The sequence below is a fragment of the Pseudoalteromonas sp. S3785 genome (assembly GCF_005887365.1).
Lineage (GTDB): Bacteria > Pseudomonadota > Gammaproteobacteria > Enterobacterales > Alteromonadaceae > Pseudoalteromonas.
Genome location: NZ_PNCT01000053.1, coordinates 18,129 through 33,785, shown reverse-complemented (window position 1 = coordinate 33,785; position 15,657 = coordinate 18,129). Strand labels below are relative to the sequence as shown.

Annotated in this window: 16 protein-coding genes and 1 pseudogene; 6 read left to right on the top strand and 11 right to left on the bottom strand. The window is 37.9% G+C overall.

The genetic code is table 11. From position 1 onward, the window contains the following. Window positions 1-36 precede the first annotated feature (36 nt). The gene (locus tag CWC17_RS13720) at window positions 37-2,052 is read left to right on the top strand and encodes a TonB-dependent receptor (protein ID WP_138613467.1); all 2,016 of its coding nucleotides are present in this window, start codon (window positions 37-39) and stop codon (window positions 2,050-2,052) included. 58 nt (window positions 2,053-2,110) lie between these two features. Here CWC17_RS13720 and CWC17_RS13715 read toward each other — a convergent pair whose 3' ends face one another. Beyond that, window positions 2,111-2,770, bottom strand: coding sequence for an NADPH-dependent FMN reductase (locus tag CWC17_RS13715; RefSeq protein ID WP_138613465.1), 660 nt, complete (start codon window positions 2,768-2,770; stop codon window positions 2,111-2,113). A gap of 638 nt (window positions 2,771-3,408) precedes the next feature. Between CWC17_RS13715 and CWC17_RS13710 the strand changes: the two genes are divergently transcribed. Next, the gene (locus CWC17_RS13710) at window positions 3,409-4,608 is read left to right on the top strand and encodes an Nramp family divalent metal transporter (protein WP_138613463.1); all 1,200 of its coding nucleotides are present in this window, start codon (window positions 3,409-3,411) and stop codon (window positions 4,606-4,608) included. 13 nt (window positions 4,609-4,621) lie between these two features. On the opposite strand, the gene CWC17_RS13705 is transcribed toward CWC17_RS13710, so the two are convergent. The 4 genes from CWC17_RS13705 to CWC17_RS13690 form a co-directional block, all read right to left on the bottom strand. After that, window positions 4,622-5,527, bottom strand: coding sequence for a cation diffusion facilitator family transporter (locus CWC17_RS13705; protein ID WP_138613461.1), 906 nt, complete (start codon window positions 5,525-5,527; stop codon window positions 4,622-4,624). Window positions 5,528-5,720: 193 nt separating this feature from the next. Then, the gene (locus tag CWC17_RS13700; protein ID WP_138613459.1) at window positions 5,721-6,164 is read right to left on the bottom strand and encodes a hypothetical protein; all 444 of its coding nucleotides are present in this window, start codon (window positions 6,162-6,164) and stop codon (window positions 5,721-5,723) included. A 17-nt stretch (window positions 6,165-6,181) separates the two neighbouring features. Continuing rightward, complete coding sequence (locus CWC17_RS13695; RefSeq protein WP_138613457.1) at window positions 6,182-6,418, bottom strand: hypothetical protein; 237 nt, start codon at window positions 6,416-6,418, stop codon at window positions 6,182-6,184. A gap of 71 nt (window positions 6,419-6,489) precedes the next feature. Further along, window positions 6,490-7,503 carry a DUF5924 family protein gene (locus CWC17_RS13690; RefSeq protein WP_138613455.1) on the bottom strand — a complete coding sequence of 338 codons (1,014 nt, stop codon included), beginning with the start codon at window positions 7,501-7,503 and terminating at the stop codon, window positions 6,490-6,492. Window positions 7,504-8,059: 556 nt separating this feature from the next. On the opposite strand from CWC17_RS13690, the gene CWC17_RS13685 reads away from it, so the two are divergent. Both CWC17_RS13685 and CWC17_RS13680 read left to right on the top strand, forming a co-directional pair. After that, window positions 8,060-9,034 carry a DUF1852 domain-containing protein gene (locus tag CWC17_RS13685; RefSeq protein ID WP_138613453.1) on the top strand — a complete coding sequence of 325 codons (975 nt, stop codon included), beginning with the start codon at window positions 8,060-8,062 and terminating at the stop codon, window positions 9,032-9,034. A 27-nt stretch (window positions 9,035-9,061) separates the two neighbouring features. After that, a complete protein-coding gene (locus CWC17_RS13680; RefSeq protein WP_138613451.1) occupies window positions 9,062-10,090 on the top strand; it encodes a methionine synthase in 1,029 nt (342 codons plus the stop codon). A 148-nt stretch (window positions 10,091-10,238) separates the two neighbouring features. Here CWC17_RS13680 and CWC17_RS13675 read toward each other — a convergent pair whose 3' ends face one another. The 3 genes from CWC17_RS13675 to CWC17_RS13665 form a co-directional block, all read right to left on the bottom strand. Continuing rightward, complete coding sequence (locus CWC17_RS13675; protein ID WP_138613449.1) at window positions 10,239-10,604, bottom strand: hypothetical protein; 366 nt, start codon at window positions 10,602-10,604, stop codon at window positions 10,239-10,241. Window positions 10,605-10,699: 95 nt separating this feature from the next. Next, window positions 10,700-11,011: a hypothetical protein gene (locus CWC17_RS13670; RefSeq protein WP_055014764.1), complete on the bottom strand. Its 312-nt coding sequence runs from the start codon at window positions 11,009-11,011 to the stop codon at window positions 10,700-10,702. 300 nt (window positions 11,012-11,311) lie between these two features. Beyond that, on the bottom strand, window positions 11,312-12,286 hold the full coding sequence (locus tag CWC17_RS13665; RefSeq protein WP_138613447.1) for a transposase: 975 nt from the start codon (window positions 12,284-12,286) through the stop codon (window positions 11,312-11,314). A gap of 98 nt (window positions 12,287-12,384) precedes the next feature. On the opposite strand from CWC17_RS13665, the pseudogene CWC17_RS13660 reads away from it, so the two are divergent. Further along, window positions 12,385-12,528: pseudogene (locus tag CWC17_RS13660) on the top strand (IS110 family transposase); the annotation flags it as partial. A gap of 407 nt (window positions 12,529-12,935) precedes the next feature. Here CWC17_RS13660 and CWC17_RS13655 read toward each other — a convergent pair. The 3 genes from CWC17_RS13655 to CWC17_RS13645 all read right to left on the bottom strand — a co-directional run bounded on the left by CWC17_RS13655 (window position 12,936) and on the right by CWC17_RS13645 (window position 14,360). After that, on the bottom strand, window positions 12,936-13,493 hold the full coding sequence (locus tag CWC17_RS13655; protein WP_138613445.1) for a hypothetical protein: 558 nt from the start codon (window positions 13,491-13,493) through the stop codon (window positions 12,936-12,938). Window positions 13,494-13,621: 128 nt separating this feature from the next. Then, entirely contained in the window at window positions 13,622-14,194 is a 573-nt protein-coding gene (locus tag CWC17_RS13650) for a hypothetical protein (protein WP_138613443.1), read from the bottom strand. Then, on the bottom strand, window positions 14,148-14,360 hold the full coding sequence (locus CWC17_RS13645; RefSeq protein ID WP_138613441.1) for a hypothetical protein: 213 nt from the start codon (window positions 14,358-14,360) through the stop codon (window positions 14,148-14,150). The genes CWC17_RS13650 and CWC17_RS13645 overlap by 47 nt, the downstream gene beginning before the upstream one ends. A gap of 296 nt (window positions 14,361-14,656) precedes the next feature. Between CWC17_RS13645 and CWC17_RS13640 the strand changes: the two genes are divergently transcribed. Continuing rightward, a complete protein-coding gene (locus tag CWC17_RS13640) occupies window positions 14,657-15,640 on the top strand; it encodes an integron integrase (protein ID WP_138613439.1) in 984 nt (327 codons plus the stop codon). Window positions 15,641-15,657 lie beyond the last annotated feature (17 nt).

The following is a 15,657-nucleotide window of genomic DNA, read 5'->3' as shown; positions in this document are numbered from 1 at the left end:
GCTTATTATAGATAGCAATACATAGGGATTTTAGTCATGAAAAATGTAGTCATACTTTCAATAAGCGCGTTTTATTGCACAGCTAGCTACGCAAATATTGAAACCATTACAGTGTATGGGCATAGAGATGGATTAATTGGTAACTCTATAAGTGCCTCGAGCGGCATTATTGGCCAAGGTGAAATACAGCAACGCCCGATGCTCAGAAGCGTTGAAATGTTAGAGCTTATACCGGGTATGGCAGTCACTCAGCACAGTGGCTCTGGAAAAGCGAATCAATATTTTATTAGAGGCTTTAATTTAGATCATGGCACCGACTTTGCCACCAGCATTGAGGGCATGCCTATCAATATGCGAAGCCATGGTCACGGCCAAGGTTATACCGATCTTAATTTTATTATCCCAGAAGCTATTTCAACTATAAATTATCAAAAAGGGTCATACAGTGCGTCACAAGGTGACTTTTCAAGTGCTGGGAGTGCACAGTTTAAATTGGCTGACAATTTAAAGCATCAACAAATCGAGCTTAGCATAGGAGAAGATAATTATAAGCGTGCTGTAGTACTTGGCTCTACAAACCTAAAAACAGGCAGGCTCATTGCAGCAGCTGAATGGCAAGGTTACGACGGCCCATGGGACAAAATAAACGAAGACGTGAATAAAAAAAATGCCCTCTTACGCTATATCGGTAAAGCGTTAAATGGGGAGCTTTCAATAAGTGCAATGGCTTATGACAATACATGGAACTCAGCCGATCAAATTCCTAAGCGGGCTGTAACGCAAGGTTTAATAAATCAATTAGGCTCGCTTGATACAACCCTTGGTGGCAATTCTAGCCGTTACAGTTTATCAACTAACTGGCAAAGCGGGCATGTTCAAGCCAGCGCTTATATTATCAATTACGATTTAAACCTGTATTCTAATTTTAGTTACTTTTTAAATGATCCAATTAATGGCGATCAATTTAATCAGCAAGATAGCCGCAGTATTTATGGCACCCATGTAAGCTATCAATTCGACACGCAAACACCAGCTATAAACATGCAACATACTGCAGGGATTGAGCTTCGCCACGATGACATTGATAACGTAGGGCTGTATAACACAAAAGCCAGAAAACGACTCAGTACAGTAAGGCAAGACGCACTCAAGCAAACTAGTTACTCAACCTATTGGGAGTCTAAATTTTTACTTACACCAAAATTTGAGGCTACCGCGGGTGTAAGGTACGACTATTTTGACACAAACGTTACTAGTATTACTGCTGTAAACTCAGGTAAAACAAACGATGATTTAATTAATTTTAAAGCAAGCTTAAATTACCGTTTCACTGATTTGCTCGCTGCCTATGCTAATTGGGGTCAATCATTTCATTCTAACGATGCACGAGGCTCTACAATTACAATTGACCCAATTACAGAAGAACCGGCACAGCAAGTCGACCTATTAGTAAAAAGTGAAGGCGCTGAAATTGGATTACGCTTTGCTGATGATAAAAAATATAATATATCGGCTGCACTTTGGTGGTTAACCCTCGACTCAGAGCTATTATTTGTGGGGGATGCCGGTAATACAGAGCCAAGTGATGCATCTAAACGTTATGGGTTAGAGCTAAGTGCTTATTATTGGATAAACGACAAGTTTAGTCTTGATTTAGAAACCTCGTTTACGCATTCTCGCTTAGATATTAATGACAAAAATAACTACATAGAAGGGGCTGTGCCGGTAGTAGCAAGTACACGTTTAAACTGGCATATAAGTGATCAATGGCAGTCATCAATTAGAGTACGCCATATTGGTAAACGTACATTAACGGATGACGGTGATAAACGGTCAAACCCATTAACGGTAGTCAATAGTGCTATTAGCTATAAACAAACGCACTGGAAAATCGACCTAGAACTACTCAATTTATTTAACAGTACCGATCACGATATAGATTACTACTACGCTTCGCGCCTACCGGGCGAGCCTGCGCAAGGTGTTGAAGATAACCACTTTCATCCAATTGAACCTCGCACAGCCCGCTTATCAATTAGCTTGTTGTTTTAACCGATCAATATACTGTATATAAATACAGTAACCATATAAATCGCACCTTGTTACAACATTAAGGTGCGTTTCGCTCAGATGGATCTGTCTTAAAGCTTTTAAGCATACTGTGAGGATCGACACGTTTAGTCTGCTGACTGCACGCCTGTGCCCACCACATAAGTTGGCTAAAAGTACGCGAATAATAATTAAACCAAGATTTTTTATCTTCGCTCTCACACGTTGAGCCATCGTTATTTAGTCGCTCTTGCGCCTTAGGTATATGAATCATCGCTGAAACCGGCAAACACCCAAGCTCAGATAAAAAAGTGCGTAAACTAATTGCTGCCCTAAGCCCTCCCCATTGCCCTGCCGAATAGGTGACAATAGCGCTTGGCTTATACGAAAACAACGAGCTACCAAAATGATTTAATAAATCAGCTAATGCTGGGCTCATACTATGATTGTACTCTGGGCTTACCATTATATAGCCATCAGCTTGACTAATTTTATCTGCTAAAGCTGTTAAATGTTCAGGAGCTTGGCTTTTTGCATAGGCAAAATGAGGCTTAAATACATCCTCAGAAGGAAAATCGAGCGCGTCTATAAGCTCAAACTCGTGCTCGCTGTAACGCTCGTTTAAACATTCAAGGCACGACTTAGCCACGCGTTCACCTAACCGAGCTGGCTTAGGTGGCGTGCTATCTCTGATGGTGCCTAAAAAAACTAAAAATTTCATAAATGCCTCTTTATTTAAAAACTTATTACACTTTATGGATTAAGTCTTGTTAGATCAAAAGAAAAGGATCATTTAAATAACAACATATTTTGATTGAACTTTGATGACCTTTGCGGATTAAGATTAGTTCAAACTAGGGGCTATTTAATCGCAGCGTGAAGTGTGAAGCCCAGTGCCCTAAATAACTGCGGCTAAGTTATTCTAATCTCTTATATTCATGTAATAATAAATAAAAACCGCGAAAGGATTTCGAAGCCTGCTCAAACACTTACCTAAATACCAAATAGGTTACTGCAATTTTAACCTTGAAAAGTCTACAGACCCGGCAGGGTTAGCAAATAGCTCACACTTTTAAATGTACCGTTATTTGCTCGTATTACAATCTATGGGTAGGATAGATTATGCACATTGCTGAAATATAAATACAATTTAAGCGTATTGTGTAATTTACCAGCAAGTAAACATTTGGCTCTTTAAATCTATTTATAAGTTGGTATCCTACGCGGCTTTTTGATAACCCTGTTATAAAAATTAGCCAAGGTGGGGCTCTCGCTGCATGGCACATATAGTGGCAGCAATCTAGGTTCAACGTAATAAAACGTTGTTCTAAATTTAAAAGCAAATATTAAGGTAACAGTATGCGATTTGGCCCAGGATTACTTGTAACAGCTGCATTTATTGGCCCCGGAACAATCACCACGGCAAGTGTTGCCGGTGCAAACTTTGGATTTGCATTAATTTGGACATTACTCTTTTCGGTTATGGCCACTATTTTGTTGCAGTCTATGGCTGCTCGATTAGGCGTAGCAACAGGGCAAGATTTAGCGCAAGCGTTACGTGCTCACATTAAAACCCCTTATCTTAAAGCACTTGCTAGCTTTTTAGTAATAAGTGCAATTGGTGTAGGCAGCGCTGCTTATGAAGCCGGAAACCTCAGTGGTGCAAGTATGGGGCTCGTTGGTATTTTCCCAGGGGTAAGTGCACAAATATGGACACCCGTAATTGCTGTATGTAGTGCCATTCTTTTATACAGTGGTAAGCACAAGGTGGTAGAAAACGCATTAATACTGCTGGTGATCCTTATGAGCCTGGTATTTATATCTACATTAATTATGGCTGCGCCACCCATTACTCAGGTACTTACTGGGTTTATACCTACAATGCCAAGTGGCTCAATTACAACAGTACTTGCCCTAATTGGCACAACCATAGTGCCGTATAACTTATTTTTGCACTCTGGTGTTTTAGCAGCGCAAGATCATTCTAAAAGTGATAAAGACACTGTTATTAAACAAACTAATTTAGACACAGGTTTATCTATTACGCTCGGTGGTGTGATCACCCTTGCCATTTTATCAACCGCATCTGTTGCCTTTTATGGCACCGATGCCGGTAAAATTAGTGCAGCAAATATGGCCGTACAACTTGAGCCACTTCTTGGCGAAGCAGCGCACTACTTTTTTGCTATTGGTTTATTTTCTGCAGGGTTAACCAGCGCAATAACAGCCCCACTAGCTGGCGCGTATGCTGTATGTGGCATGCTTGGCTGGTCAAGCGAAATGAGTAACAGCCGTTTTAAAACAGTCGCCATTACTATTTTAGCTTTTGGTGCTTTTGTGGCTTCATTGGGGCTTGACCCTGTTGCGGTGATTATATTTGCACAAGCTGCAAATGGATTACTACTGCCCATAATTACCGCGTATTTGGTGTGGTTAGTTAACCAAAAAACGGTAATGGGCAAATACACCAACTCAACACTTTTAAATGTAGTTATATTACCCGTGCTACTACTTATTTTTTCGTTAAGTTGTTACAAGCTATCAGGGTTGATTTTTTAAAACTAATCAACGTTTAATCATGGGCATGCCCATGGTTAAACATACAACCTTCGCTCCCCTGGCTGCTTTCAACCTGAATGGTGGCATGTTCAATATCAAAGTGGTCATGTAAATGGTGCTGTACTTCAATTAAAAAGTCGTTATTTAATGCGTTGTTCTCTGTTACTAGGTGAACAATAAGCGCAGACTCTGTGGTACTTAGTGGCCACACATGTAAACCATGCACACCTTCAACATGCTCAATGCTTAAAAAATACTGCTTTAGTTTTTCTATACTAATATTTTTAGGGACGGCATCGGTGGCGTAATTGAGCGAGTCTTTAAATAATCCCCATGTGCCAATAAACACAATCACTACAATACTCAAACTTACAACAGGGTCCACCCACTGCCAGTTTTTAAATAAAATAACAATGCCGGCAATAACCACACCTAGAGACACCGCAGCATCGGCCGCCATATGTAAAAAAGCACCTCTAATATTTAAATCGTGCTTTTGCCCTTGTACAAACAACAATGCAGTTAATGTGTTAATAACTACACCAATAAGCGAAACCACAATAATCGTCATGCCGGTAACCGGCTGAGGATTATTAAAACGCTCAATCGCGTGCCAAGCTATGCTGATAAGTGCAGCTATAAGTAAAACAGAGCTCAATAACGATGCTAATACGGTAGATTTTTTATAACCAAAGGTACGTTTGTTAGTTGCCGCTTTATTAGCTAACACATTGGCGCCCCATGCGAGCAATAAACTGACAACATCGCTAAGGTTATGCCCTGCATCGGCTAAAAGCGCTAATGAGTTAGCAAAAAAGCCATAGCCTGCTTCTATTAATACAAAGATAAGATTGAGTAAAACACCGATAGCAAATGCACGGTTATAATGACTAATATGATGGCTGTGATCGTGACTCATACGACTCCTTACATCAGTAAATAACATTAATTATACCAATCCGCATAGGTAAGTGATCTATTTTGAGGATAGATAAACGTGTTGATAGCAAGGCAAAAAATTCGCTATTTAGTTGTTCTAAATGAGAATTTTTTAACGCAGATAGCGACACGTTTAGCCCCGCAAAATGATTAAATATTATTGCGGATTGGTATTATGTATTTGTGCGAAGATATTTAAGCGTACCTAATAAATAAAACAGCCCATAAATACTGCATACAACTGAGCTTATAATCCAAAACTGCATAGAGTTATGATGAATGGCTTGGCTGGTAGTTAAAAAAGGTATGGTTAAACCTGCAATACCGCGCACTAAATAAATTGCAGTGATTAATACCAAAGCCGTTTTTAATAAAGGCAGCTTTAAAATAACACCTGCGCCAGAGAGCGCATACAAGCCCCATATAGCAAGTATGGCTGATATAATTAAAGTAACAAAGGTAGGATACGTACTTCTCTGCTCAGCCAACTGCGCCATGTGTTCGCCAGCACCAAAAAAGCGATACCAATCAGGGCCGCCAAAAATACAGGCAATATGTAAAAGTGACGCTATAAAACTTAAAAGCCCCGCTATAACCAATAGCTTATTAAACTTCATATACTTATAAACCTAAGTTATTGGTTTATATAAGCAACAAAACCAATTAACGCTGCGTAAAAGCCAAAACCAAGTAAACATATTAAGTAAACATTTTTAGCTTTATTTGCCTTAAAGCTCACATAATCTTTAATATCAGCTTTAAACTTACCAAAGGTGAATACGTTTAAAATTGCACAGCCGGTAGAGTACAAAATAAACCCTAAAATGGTTTCTATCATTAGCCATATAAAAATATCTAAAGCAATGCTCATAACACTCATCCATTAAGTAATTTAAAAATAGCGTATCAAATTTAAATTTGTTTATCAGTTTATTTATAGCCTTAAGGTGTAACAATAAATTTCGTAAGCCCTATAAGTTGCCCCGACTCGGTTACCACTTTTACCTGCCATTTACCTTGAGCATTATGCGGAAAATTTACTTTATGCGTCCATGCTCTGTAGCCTTGTTTTCGCCCACCATTAATTTTGAGCGTAATTCTATCAATCTCTTTTTTATTGTGTATCCATACATGAAATATCTTTTCGTTTAAACCTCGTGGCGCTTTTACTGCGGTCCACGTGTACAGCCCTTCACGATGAAGTGTACATAAATCAAGAGTATCAATGCTGCCTAACGGTTTTTTATGCTCTACATCTATCTTGTGTGCCAAGGTAATATCGGTTAAACGCAAGGCTGCCGGCGGTACAAAACTGCGAAGCTGCCAAACTCCAGCACTTATTGCGCATAAAATTAAAACTAAAATAGGAAAACGCCACCAGCGCGCATCAGGCATTAAGTTTGCTAAGCTAGGTAAAGTAATTAGCACAGAGGTTACAAGTGCAATGGCTAAACTTTGGCTCGTGGTTAGGTTTAATAAAATAGGCAAGGTAACAAGTAAAACCACGAATAATGCAAAGTTATGAAATACTGTGAATAGTGTGCGGTTTTTAGCTAATTTTTTATAGTAAAATGGATCTATTACCGATATTAATGCACACAAAACAATCAGCGATGTAAAAAGTGCTTGTGGGTGTTCCCATTGCGTAACCGCTAAAAAAAATGGTAATGCAAAAAATAGGCTTTCTTGCTGCACCATTTGCAGGGCGAAGCGCATTACATTGGGAGATACCGCCACCCCAAAACGCTCTTCTACTTTATCGCGTAGCCAATTATCGATAATCAACCAAAACCAGCTAATAAGTAAAACGATAGCAATAACCTGCGAGAACGACTCTTTTCTATCAACCATTACATAGCTTGCAACACCTGAGCAAAACGCCAATACAGCCAATAGCCCTGGTCGTTTTTGCATTGCCACTATAAATTGTGTAATGAGATTTTTTAGTTTATTCATTTATTTAAACGTCCGTGCATTATCATCTTTATTATTATCAAGTTAGTTAAATCAGTGTAACTAAGCGTAGATGAACAACACATAGATGCCTGCAGGTATTCTTTTAGTTGTTGCATTAAAAATAAACCCCATTTTACCGCTATTATAATGAATAACTGGCTATAACACGCCTTTAAAAATGACAGTAATTTTAAAACGGTAATACTAAGCCCTAATTAAAATAAGGGTTACGGCCATGCCTGAATTTTATTAATGCCCAACATGAATTCACCACAACAAATCCACCTAGACATCTAAACATCTAAAATTTAGATGCTGCGCAATTGTTTTACATGCTCAAACACAGAGATATGTTCTCTCAGTAACAGCATTGATTTTTATAAATGAATCAAACTCATGTTTTATGTGAAATTAAACCGTTTTTATTAAAACACCGATCAGCGTATAAATTATCCATCGGCCAGCGCTTATAAGCATTAAGCCTGTTTATTACAAAACCATCTTTTGAGCACACCAAAGGCTCAGGTTTTAAATATACAAAATGGATAGAGTCACCATGAATAAAAACATTACATTTAATATTAAAAGTCAGCGCCTTGATGAAAACTACCACCCCGCTGAAAACACCCGTATTACCACTAATTTTGCAAACTTAGCACGAGGCGAGCACCGCCAACAAAACTTAAAAAAAGCGCTCAATATGATCAACAACCGCTTTAACACCCTTGCTAATTGGGATAACCCCACCGGTGAGCGCTACAACCTTGAGCTTGAGATTATTTCTGTAGATATTAGTTTAGATGAAAACAGCCAACGCTTTCCTTCTATAGAAATATTAAAAACAAATATTGTTGATAACAAAACAAATAAGCGCATAGAAGGTATTGTTGGTAATAACTTTTCATCGTACGTACGTGACTACGACTTTAGCGTGTTACTTCAGCAACATAATAAAAATAAAGCGCAATTTAGTATTCCTGATAATTTTGGGGAGTTACATGGCAAGTTGTTTCAGTCGTTTGTAAGTTCAAACACCTATAAACAGCACTTTAAAAAGCCACCGGTAATTTGCTTAAGTGTGTCAGATAACAAAACCTATCACCGCACCGCTAACGAGCACCCTATATTAGGCATTGAATACCAACCAAACGAATCCTCGTTAACAGAGCAATACTTTAAAAAAATGGGCTTACAGGTGCGTTACTTTATGCCTGCTAATAGCGCAGCCCCTTTTGCATTGTTTTTTGTTGGTGATTTACTAAACGATTACACCAACCTTGAGCTAATAAGCACCATTAGCACAATGGAAACATTTCAAAAAATTTATCGCCCAGAAATATACAACGCCAATGCCAAAGCGGGTAATGCCTTTAAGCCTAATTTAAAAAATGCCGACCATTCACTCACGCAAATTATTTACGACAGAGATGAACGCAGTAAATTAGCCGCAGAACAAGGTAAATTTGCCGAAGAGCATTTTATAAAACCGTATAAATCGGTACTTGAGCAATTAACAACGGCAAACGTCTAACTTTATTAAAAAACGGTCACTCTTATTATGAAAACATTATTACCTACCTCTACCGCAGGCAGTTTACCAAAGCCCTTATGGCTTGCAGAGCCAGAAACTCTTTGGTCGCCGTGGAAGCTTGAAAACAATGAACTGATTGAAGGCAAAAATGACGCCTTGCGCATTGCACTCCACTCACAACAACTCGCTGGTATTGATATAGTGAGCGATGGCGAGCAAACACGCCAACATTTTGTAACTACATTTATAGAGCACCTTAACGGTGTTGATTTTGAAAAACGAAAAACCGTAAAAATACGCGACCGTTACGATGCAAGTGTACCAAGCGTAGTGGGCCCTGTTAGCCGCCAAAAACCCGTATTTGTAGAAGATGCTAAGTTTTTGCGCTCGCAAACTAACCAACCTATAAAGTGGGCACTACCCGGCCCCATGACCATGATAGATACACTATATGACGACCATTACAAAAGTCGCGAAAAACTAGCGTGGGAATTTGCTAAAATACTCAACCAAGAAGCCAAAGAACTCGAAGCCGCAGGCGTAGATATTATCCAATTTGATGAGCCCGCGTTTAATGTATTTTTTGATGAAGTAAACGACTGGGGCATTGCCTGTTTAGAGCGCGCAATTGAAGGGTTAAAATGCGAAACCGCAGTGCATATTTGTTACGGCTACGGTATAAAAGCTAACACCGATTGGAAAAAAACATTGGGCAATGAATGGCGGCAGTACGAAGAAGCTTTTCCTAAATTACAGCAATCAAATATTGATATTATCTCACTTGAGTGTCATAACTCGCACGTACCTATGGATTTACTCGAACTCATTCGTGGTAAAAAAGTAATGGTAGGCGCTATTGATGTTGCCACCAATGAAATAGAAACACCCGAAGAAGTAGCCGCTACTTTACGCAAAGCCCTGCAGTTTGTAGATGCCGACAAACTCTACCCCTGCACAAACTGCGGCATGGCGCCACTTTCGCGCGAAGTTGCAAACGCTAAGCTTAATGCATTGAGCAAAGGCGCTGAAATAGTAAGAAAAGAACTATTAGGGTAGTAAAGCTTACTTTAAAACCAGCTATGTAATTAAAACCAGCGCACTTATTTAAAAATAAGCGCGCTGGTGGGTATAGCGACTAAAGGGCTTATAAGCTCAAGCGTATATTTAGCAAAGTTGATTCAGAGTGCTACTTAGCTTTACTAAACTAAATTAAAATTTGTATGTAAAATATTGACATTGCAACAGTAATAAACGTAATAAGTCCTAAAACCACAGTCCGCTCAGGAATAGAATGAACTATCAGTGATGGCATTTTTTTTAAAACAGGAAAAGTTGGGAAAAAGAAAAAAGAATGTTTTTCAAAATTTTTATATTTATCCCAAACCTTTGAGAAAAACAGCTTAATACCTGAGAGATACATCACTACAAAGGTAGAAGCCCCAAGCACTTCGACCATGGCCATAAGTTCAATACTTACCATTATTTCTGGCCCAGCTAATAGCATGACTATGATTACCGCCAAAGCTTGCCAAACCCCCTTTGACATCGCTACTTTTATCCTATTAAACACCAAATATTCCTTGTAAAGCTAACGAGCAGTGACGTAGCTGCATAATTGCGAAGAGCCGCTGCGTTACTGTCCCAGTGAACGTGTTTAGCATTTTGTTATATGCCGTTTTTTCTACGTCCATCTTCATAAAGAACAAAACAGTCTGCACTAATTTTACGAGAATGTTTTTGTAATTCGCACTCTAGTAAAGCTCTTTTGTTGGCGAGTTCTTGATTCGGATATCCATACCCATAGCCACTTACCCATGCGCCGTCTTTTTCCACGGCAACTGCATAAGCTTTCTGATTCCTATAATTTAGATATCTTTTTATATCACTATCCATTTCCGTTTTTGTAGCTTCTGGAATTGATGTTGTAGCGCAAGAACAAAGAACAACGATTGATAATGGTATTAGAAAAAGCTTCATTGTTTAAAACTCCCTTTTAGGCATATGATGAGCCTGTAAATTAACTCGTTATTAAATTTGTTTTTATTGATTAACAAACCATAGCTGAGTTCCTATTTTGGTTCAATTGATTACTGTATTTTTACACAGAAGATTGAAGTGTTTGATATTGTTTTAATTGGCGTTTTTAATAATTATTAAATCTCATAATTATTAAATTTGACATCCAATAAATAAGTCAGTGGCATTCTCAAACCTGAATTACACGCATGATAATAACTGCAAGATTGCAGTTTTAATTTTTACTGAGTAATTTTTAATTTATGCGAGTAGCTTTTCGCAATTGTTAATATTTGAACGCCGTTTGCGCTTTAAATTTTCACAGTAACTTGCTTGTGAAGTGGGCTTCCCTACTGCACCATGAAATACGCGCGTAAATTGTGTGGTAAGTTTTAACCAGTTTTCTGGCGATATATTAAGCCTTTCTAACAAAGGAATGGTCATATTATTTATATGCCCAAGCTTATCCTCTCGCATTATTCGCCCTGTTAGCTCAACGAGTTCAAGGTACGATTTAAGCTCAAACGGCAGCCCTTTAGGCATAATCTGACGTGGCATACCTGCAAAACGTAGTAACTGCTTAGGTTGTTTACCTTCTGCCGCGCATGTTAAGCGATTTTGTACACTGGTATGGTCTGACTCTTCTGGTTTGTTAGCCATTTTAGCTCTAATGGGATTTAAATCGACATAGGCCATACACGCTGCAAGTGCTGCTTCATCTAGTAATGCTTGCGATTTGAACCTTCCCTCCCAGAATCGCCCTGTGCAGTTATCTTCTTTATTTGCTCTGCGAGCAATGTTTTCATTTAACAACCGCATAAACCAGCTGATACTTGATAGGCGCTCTCGGTATTGCTTTACTGTTTGATTAAAAAAGATAAGTTCAACTTTACTTAGCTTTTCACCCTGTATGTATTTTTGTGTTAACAATGTTCCTTTACAGAGTTTATGCCAGCGAATAATAATCGCTTTATCATTTAGCCTATTCGCTTTTTTATCATCTACATACAGTACTAAGTGCGTGTGATTACTCATAACGGCATAAGCACACACGTCGATACAAAATACCTTAGCTAATTCAAGCAACTTATCCTCAACCCACCCTCGTCGATGCTCGTAAGATTGACCAGTAAAACGGTCTTCTCCACACAAAAAAGCACGACGAACACACCGTGAAATACAATGGTAGTATTTTGTATCAACCAAACTTACTTGTCGCTTTCTTGCAATTGCCATAAGACACCCTTCTTGTTTTTTACACTGATTAAAACGTAGTCTTCAATTTTAAAAAGAGCAAAATTTAAGATGGGTGTCTATTTTATTTTTTTAATAAAAAAATGATAGCCAAAGGAAAACACTACAACCTGGTTGTCACCGCCATTGCCCGAGAAATGATTGCATACATATGGGCCATTGCAAAAGAAGTGGTACTTACGCCAGTGAACGCAAAATTTAGATTGGCAAGAGTACCCGCATGATAAACGAATTAGAGTTAATGCATGGGATCAAGCATCGGGTGTGGCACAACCACCGACGGCGTTAGGATGGCAATGCAGCTAACGCTGTATTGAACCACGAACATAGACTGAAGACAGGTGCCACGACGGAATAAGTAAGGTCTGCTCTGTTACTAGAAATAGTAATAACCAACGAATATCAGCAAGATAACCGACGACATTACTTGCTTCATCCTATGTATTAACTCGCTCTAATTCGAGCTGAAGTAATTATGGCTTAAGAAGTTAGGCAAGGATCAGTGTGTTTAACTTGACAGTGGGAGTCATACCAACGCCTCGTTAAGAGGCAAATAATATGTTGGCTAAAATTAGCGACGCAGGAGCAAAAGCCAACTGTTATTTGTCCTGCTTAAACGACTTGTTATGTATTACTTACCTCGATTTCCGTAAGCAGCAAATAATATAAATAATAAAAGATTAAAGCCCACAGGGTATAACCCAAACAGAATCCAATCACTCCAATTTATTGGTAAAAAATAGCCAATGGAGCCAGTAAATATACCTATAACTAGGCAACCAATAACACCAAATATGTCGTCTTTATTATCTTCTCGAAATGCGCGAGGTGCCATAATAAGAGCTAATAATATCCAAATGATTGAACCTGCGATAGCCTGTTTAACTTCTTGTTGGACTTTAAAGTCTAAACTTGCGTCTGTACTTTTATTAGAAGTTATCTCAACCAACCCTCTATGAATGTTTTCTAAAGCTTGTTTTGCTACTTTATCTTTATGATCTAACTTATTTGTTTTTTCTAATAAGGCTACCGTACGTTCGTATGTGGTTAATTCGTTATTAAAAGTTTGCGACTCATAAAAAAAGAATGAAAAACCGATAATAACTATCAAAGTGAAAAATATAATCAATCTTCGCCACGAAAAATCAGTAGCAAATTTTTCCATAAAATCAAAAAAAGGTTGAATCATAGCGGCATACTTCCTGTAATACATAACGTCTCAATAAGAGGCTTGAAATGGTTTGCTATAATGTTGAGGAACGAAACAGCAAACTTTTGAAAGTCCTGCTTAATTGACTTGTTATGTTTCTATCTAGACTAGGGTTTTATCTCAATCTCTACGCCTACAAGCTTAGCTACACCAGAGACTATATTGGCCTTAGCAGACGAATTCACTTGTGCTTTTGTGTCGTCCGATGAGAAATAGAAAAGAGTACCTGCTAGAAGAACTGCTGTTAGAGTGTTACCAACAAGACCACTGAACCCACCTGAAAAATGTCTCCTTATCCAGCTACGTTTATCGTGGTTTTTAAGCAGACTAATAAGATTTTTTTCAAACACTTTGGTCATGTCCGCTTCTTTTTCTGTCAGGATTTGCAAGGAAAGTGTGTCCATTATACGTTTAGCTTTATCTTTATATAAAGGGAGGTTTGGTAACTCAGAACAATGCACATGAGAGTCTAAGTCAGTCTGAGAAACATCTTTGTTGTGGAGTTCTTTATATTGCTTTATAAAGTTTTGCTTGCTTTGTTTGTATATGCAATAAGCAATTTGACCTACAAGGTCGTTATCATTATCTACAAGTTGCTCATATACTTTATTATAAGAAGTTTTCACCTTTCTACTAATAAGCCTCTTCCACTGCTTTTTTAGCTTTTGCAAACCTTGCATTTATGCTTTCCTTTGTTTCACCAGAAAATAAAGACTTAGCTAGATTGGAAGTAGGGGTATTTTTCTCGTACCTAGTCATTACTCTTTGAGTAAAATCTTGTTTAGTAGTAAACAAATTACCAAAAATTTTCATAAATAAACCTTTAATATACTGAGAAGTCTTCATCAAAATTCTCCTTATAGACTATTAAAATTATAACTCACACTCGCGTGGTACGCAATGAGTACGATTTAGAAACATAACAACTTTATCAGAGGACACTTTCCTCTTTTTATGAATAATGTATGTCCTCTTAATTATTTTTAATATTAATAACAAATCCTGTAACACATTGCCAGCTTTAAACTTTAAGTCAGGCTGTTCTTTTATTAAAATGCAGAAAAGAGGAAAATGTCCTCATTTCTTGACTTAGGAGGAAAAACGCCAATACTGTATATAAATACAGTTAATTGAGATTTAAAATGAAAACTAAATCCCCTTTTCTTAATAGTATTATCAACTATATGTATAGCCATCACTACGCTAAAAAATCTATTGAAACTTATATATTTTGGATTACTGCGTATATCCATTTTCATAATAAGCGGCACCCTACCAGCATGGGCAATAATGAAGTTGAAATATTTTTAAATTACTTAACAGTCACTAAAAAAGTGGCAGCGAGAACACAAGCAACCGCTTTAAATGCACTTGCTTTTTTATATAAACATATTATAAAAAATGAGCTCTCATTAGATTTAAACTTCGTTAAAAGTAACCGCCAACAGAAACTTCCTGTCGTACTTACACAAACTGAGGTGTCGCTATTTTTTAGAAATATAAATAAACGACATTATTTGATAGCAAGCCTGCTATATGGAAGTGGTTTACGGCTGATGGAGGCAGTAAAAATAAGAGTTCAAGATATTGACTTCGACTATAAAAACATACGCATTTGGAACGGCAAGGGTAATAAAAATCGTATTGTGACACTTGCTGAAGAATTAATACCAATGCTAAGAAATCAAATAATTCAAGTTGATGAATATTTACAGTTAGATTTAAAAAATGATGCGTACGCCGGCGTATGGATGCCTCATCGACTTAGTAAAAAATACCCAAGCGCTAATAAGTCTTTACAATGGCAGTTTCTATTCCCATCACATAAATTAAGTACGGACCCTGAAACAGGAGAAATAAGACGCCATCACTTAGATCATTCAGGGGTAAGAAAGGCAGTTAAACTGTCTTCAACAAAAGCTGAAATTAACAAACACGTTACCCCACATACTTTGCGCCACTCATTTGCTACGCACTTGCTGCAAAGCGGCGCTGATATACGTACAGTACAAACACAGTTAGGTCACAGTGATGTACGTACTACACAGATTTATACGCATGTACTACAACAAGGTGCTAACGGGGTTGTTAGCCCTTTTTCAAGATTACAAACCTCCCCTATTTAAAACAAAAAAGCACAACT

Coding starts and splice junctions, on each gene's coding strand:
- CWC17_RS13720 (WP_138613467.1), top strand. CDS start 37: ATGAAAAATGTAGTCATACTTTCAATAAGCGCGTTTTATTGCACAGCT.
- CWC17_RS13715 (WP_138613465.1), bottom strand. CDS start 2,770: ATGAAATTTTTAGTTTTTTTAGGCACCATCAGAGATAGCACGCCACCT.
- CWC17_RS13710 (WP_138613463.1), top strand. CDS start 3,409: ATGCGATTTGGCCCAGGATTACTTGTAACAGCTGCATTTATTGGCCCC.
- CWC17_RS13705 (WP_138613461.1), bottom strand. CDS start 5,527: ATGAGTCACGATCACAGCCATCATATTAGTCATTATAACCGTGCATTT.
- CWC17_RS13700 (WP_138613459.1), bottom strand. CDS start 6,164: ATGAAGTTTAATAAGCTATTGGTTATAGCGGGGCTTTTAAGTTTTATA.
- CWC17_RS13695 (WP_138613457.1), bottom strand. CDS start 6,418: ATGAGCATTGCTTTAGATATTTTTATATGGCTAATGATAGAAACCATT.
- CWC17_RS13690 (WP_138613455.1), bottom strand. CDS start 7,503: ATGAATAAACTAAAAAATCTCATTACACAATTTATAGTGGCAATGCAA.
- CWC17_RS13685 (WP_138613453.1), top strand. CDS start 8,060: ATGAATAAAAACATTACATTTAATATTAAAAGTCAGCGCCTTGATGAA.
- CWC17_RS13680 (WP_138613451.1), top strand. CDS start 9,062: ATGAAAACATTATTACCTACCTCTACCGCAGGCAGTTTACCAAAGCCC.
- CWC17_RS13670 (WP_055014764.1), bottom strand. CDS start 11,011: ATGAAGCTTTTTCTAATACCATTATCAATCGTTGTTCTTTGTTCTTGC.
- CWC17_RS13665 (WP_138613447.1), bottom strand. CDS start 12,286: ATGGCAATTGCAAGAAAGCGACAAGTAAGTTTGGTTGATACAAAATAC.
- CWC17_RS13655 (WP_138613445.1), bottom strand. CDS start 13,493: ATGATTCAACCTTTTTTTGATTTTATGGAAAAATTTGCTACTGATTTT.
- CWC17_RS13650 (WP_138613443.1), bottom strand. CDS start 14,194: ATGCAAGGTTTGCAAAAGCTAAAAAAGCAGTGGAAGAGGCTTATTAGT.
- CWC17_RS13645 (WP_138613441.1), bottom strand. CDS start 14,360: ATGAAGACTTCTCAGTATATTAAAGGTTTATTTATGAAAATTTTTGGT.
- CWC17_RS13640 (WP_138613439.1), top strand. CDS start 14,657: ATGAAAACTAAATCCCCTTTTCTTAATAGTATTATCAACTATATGTAT.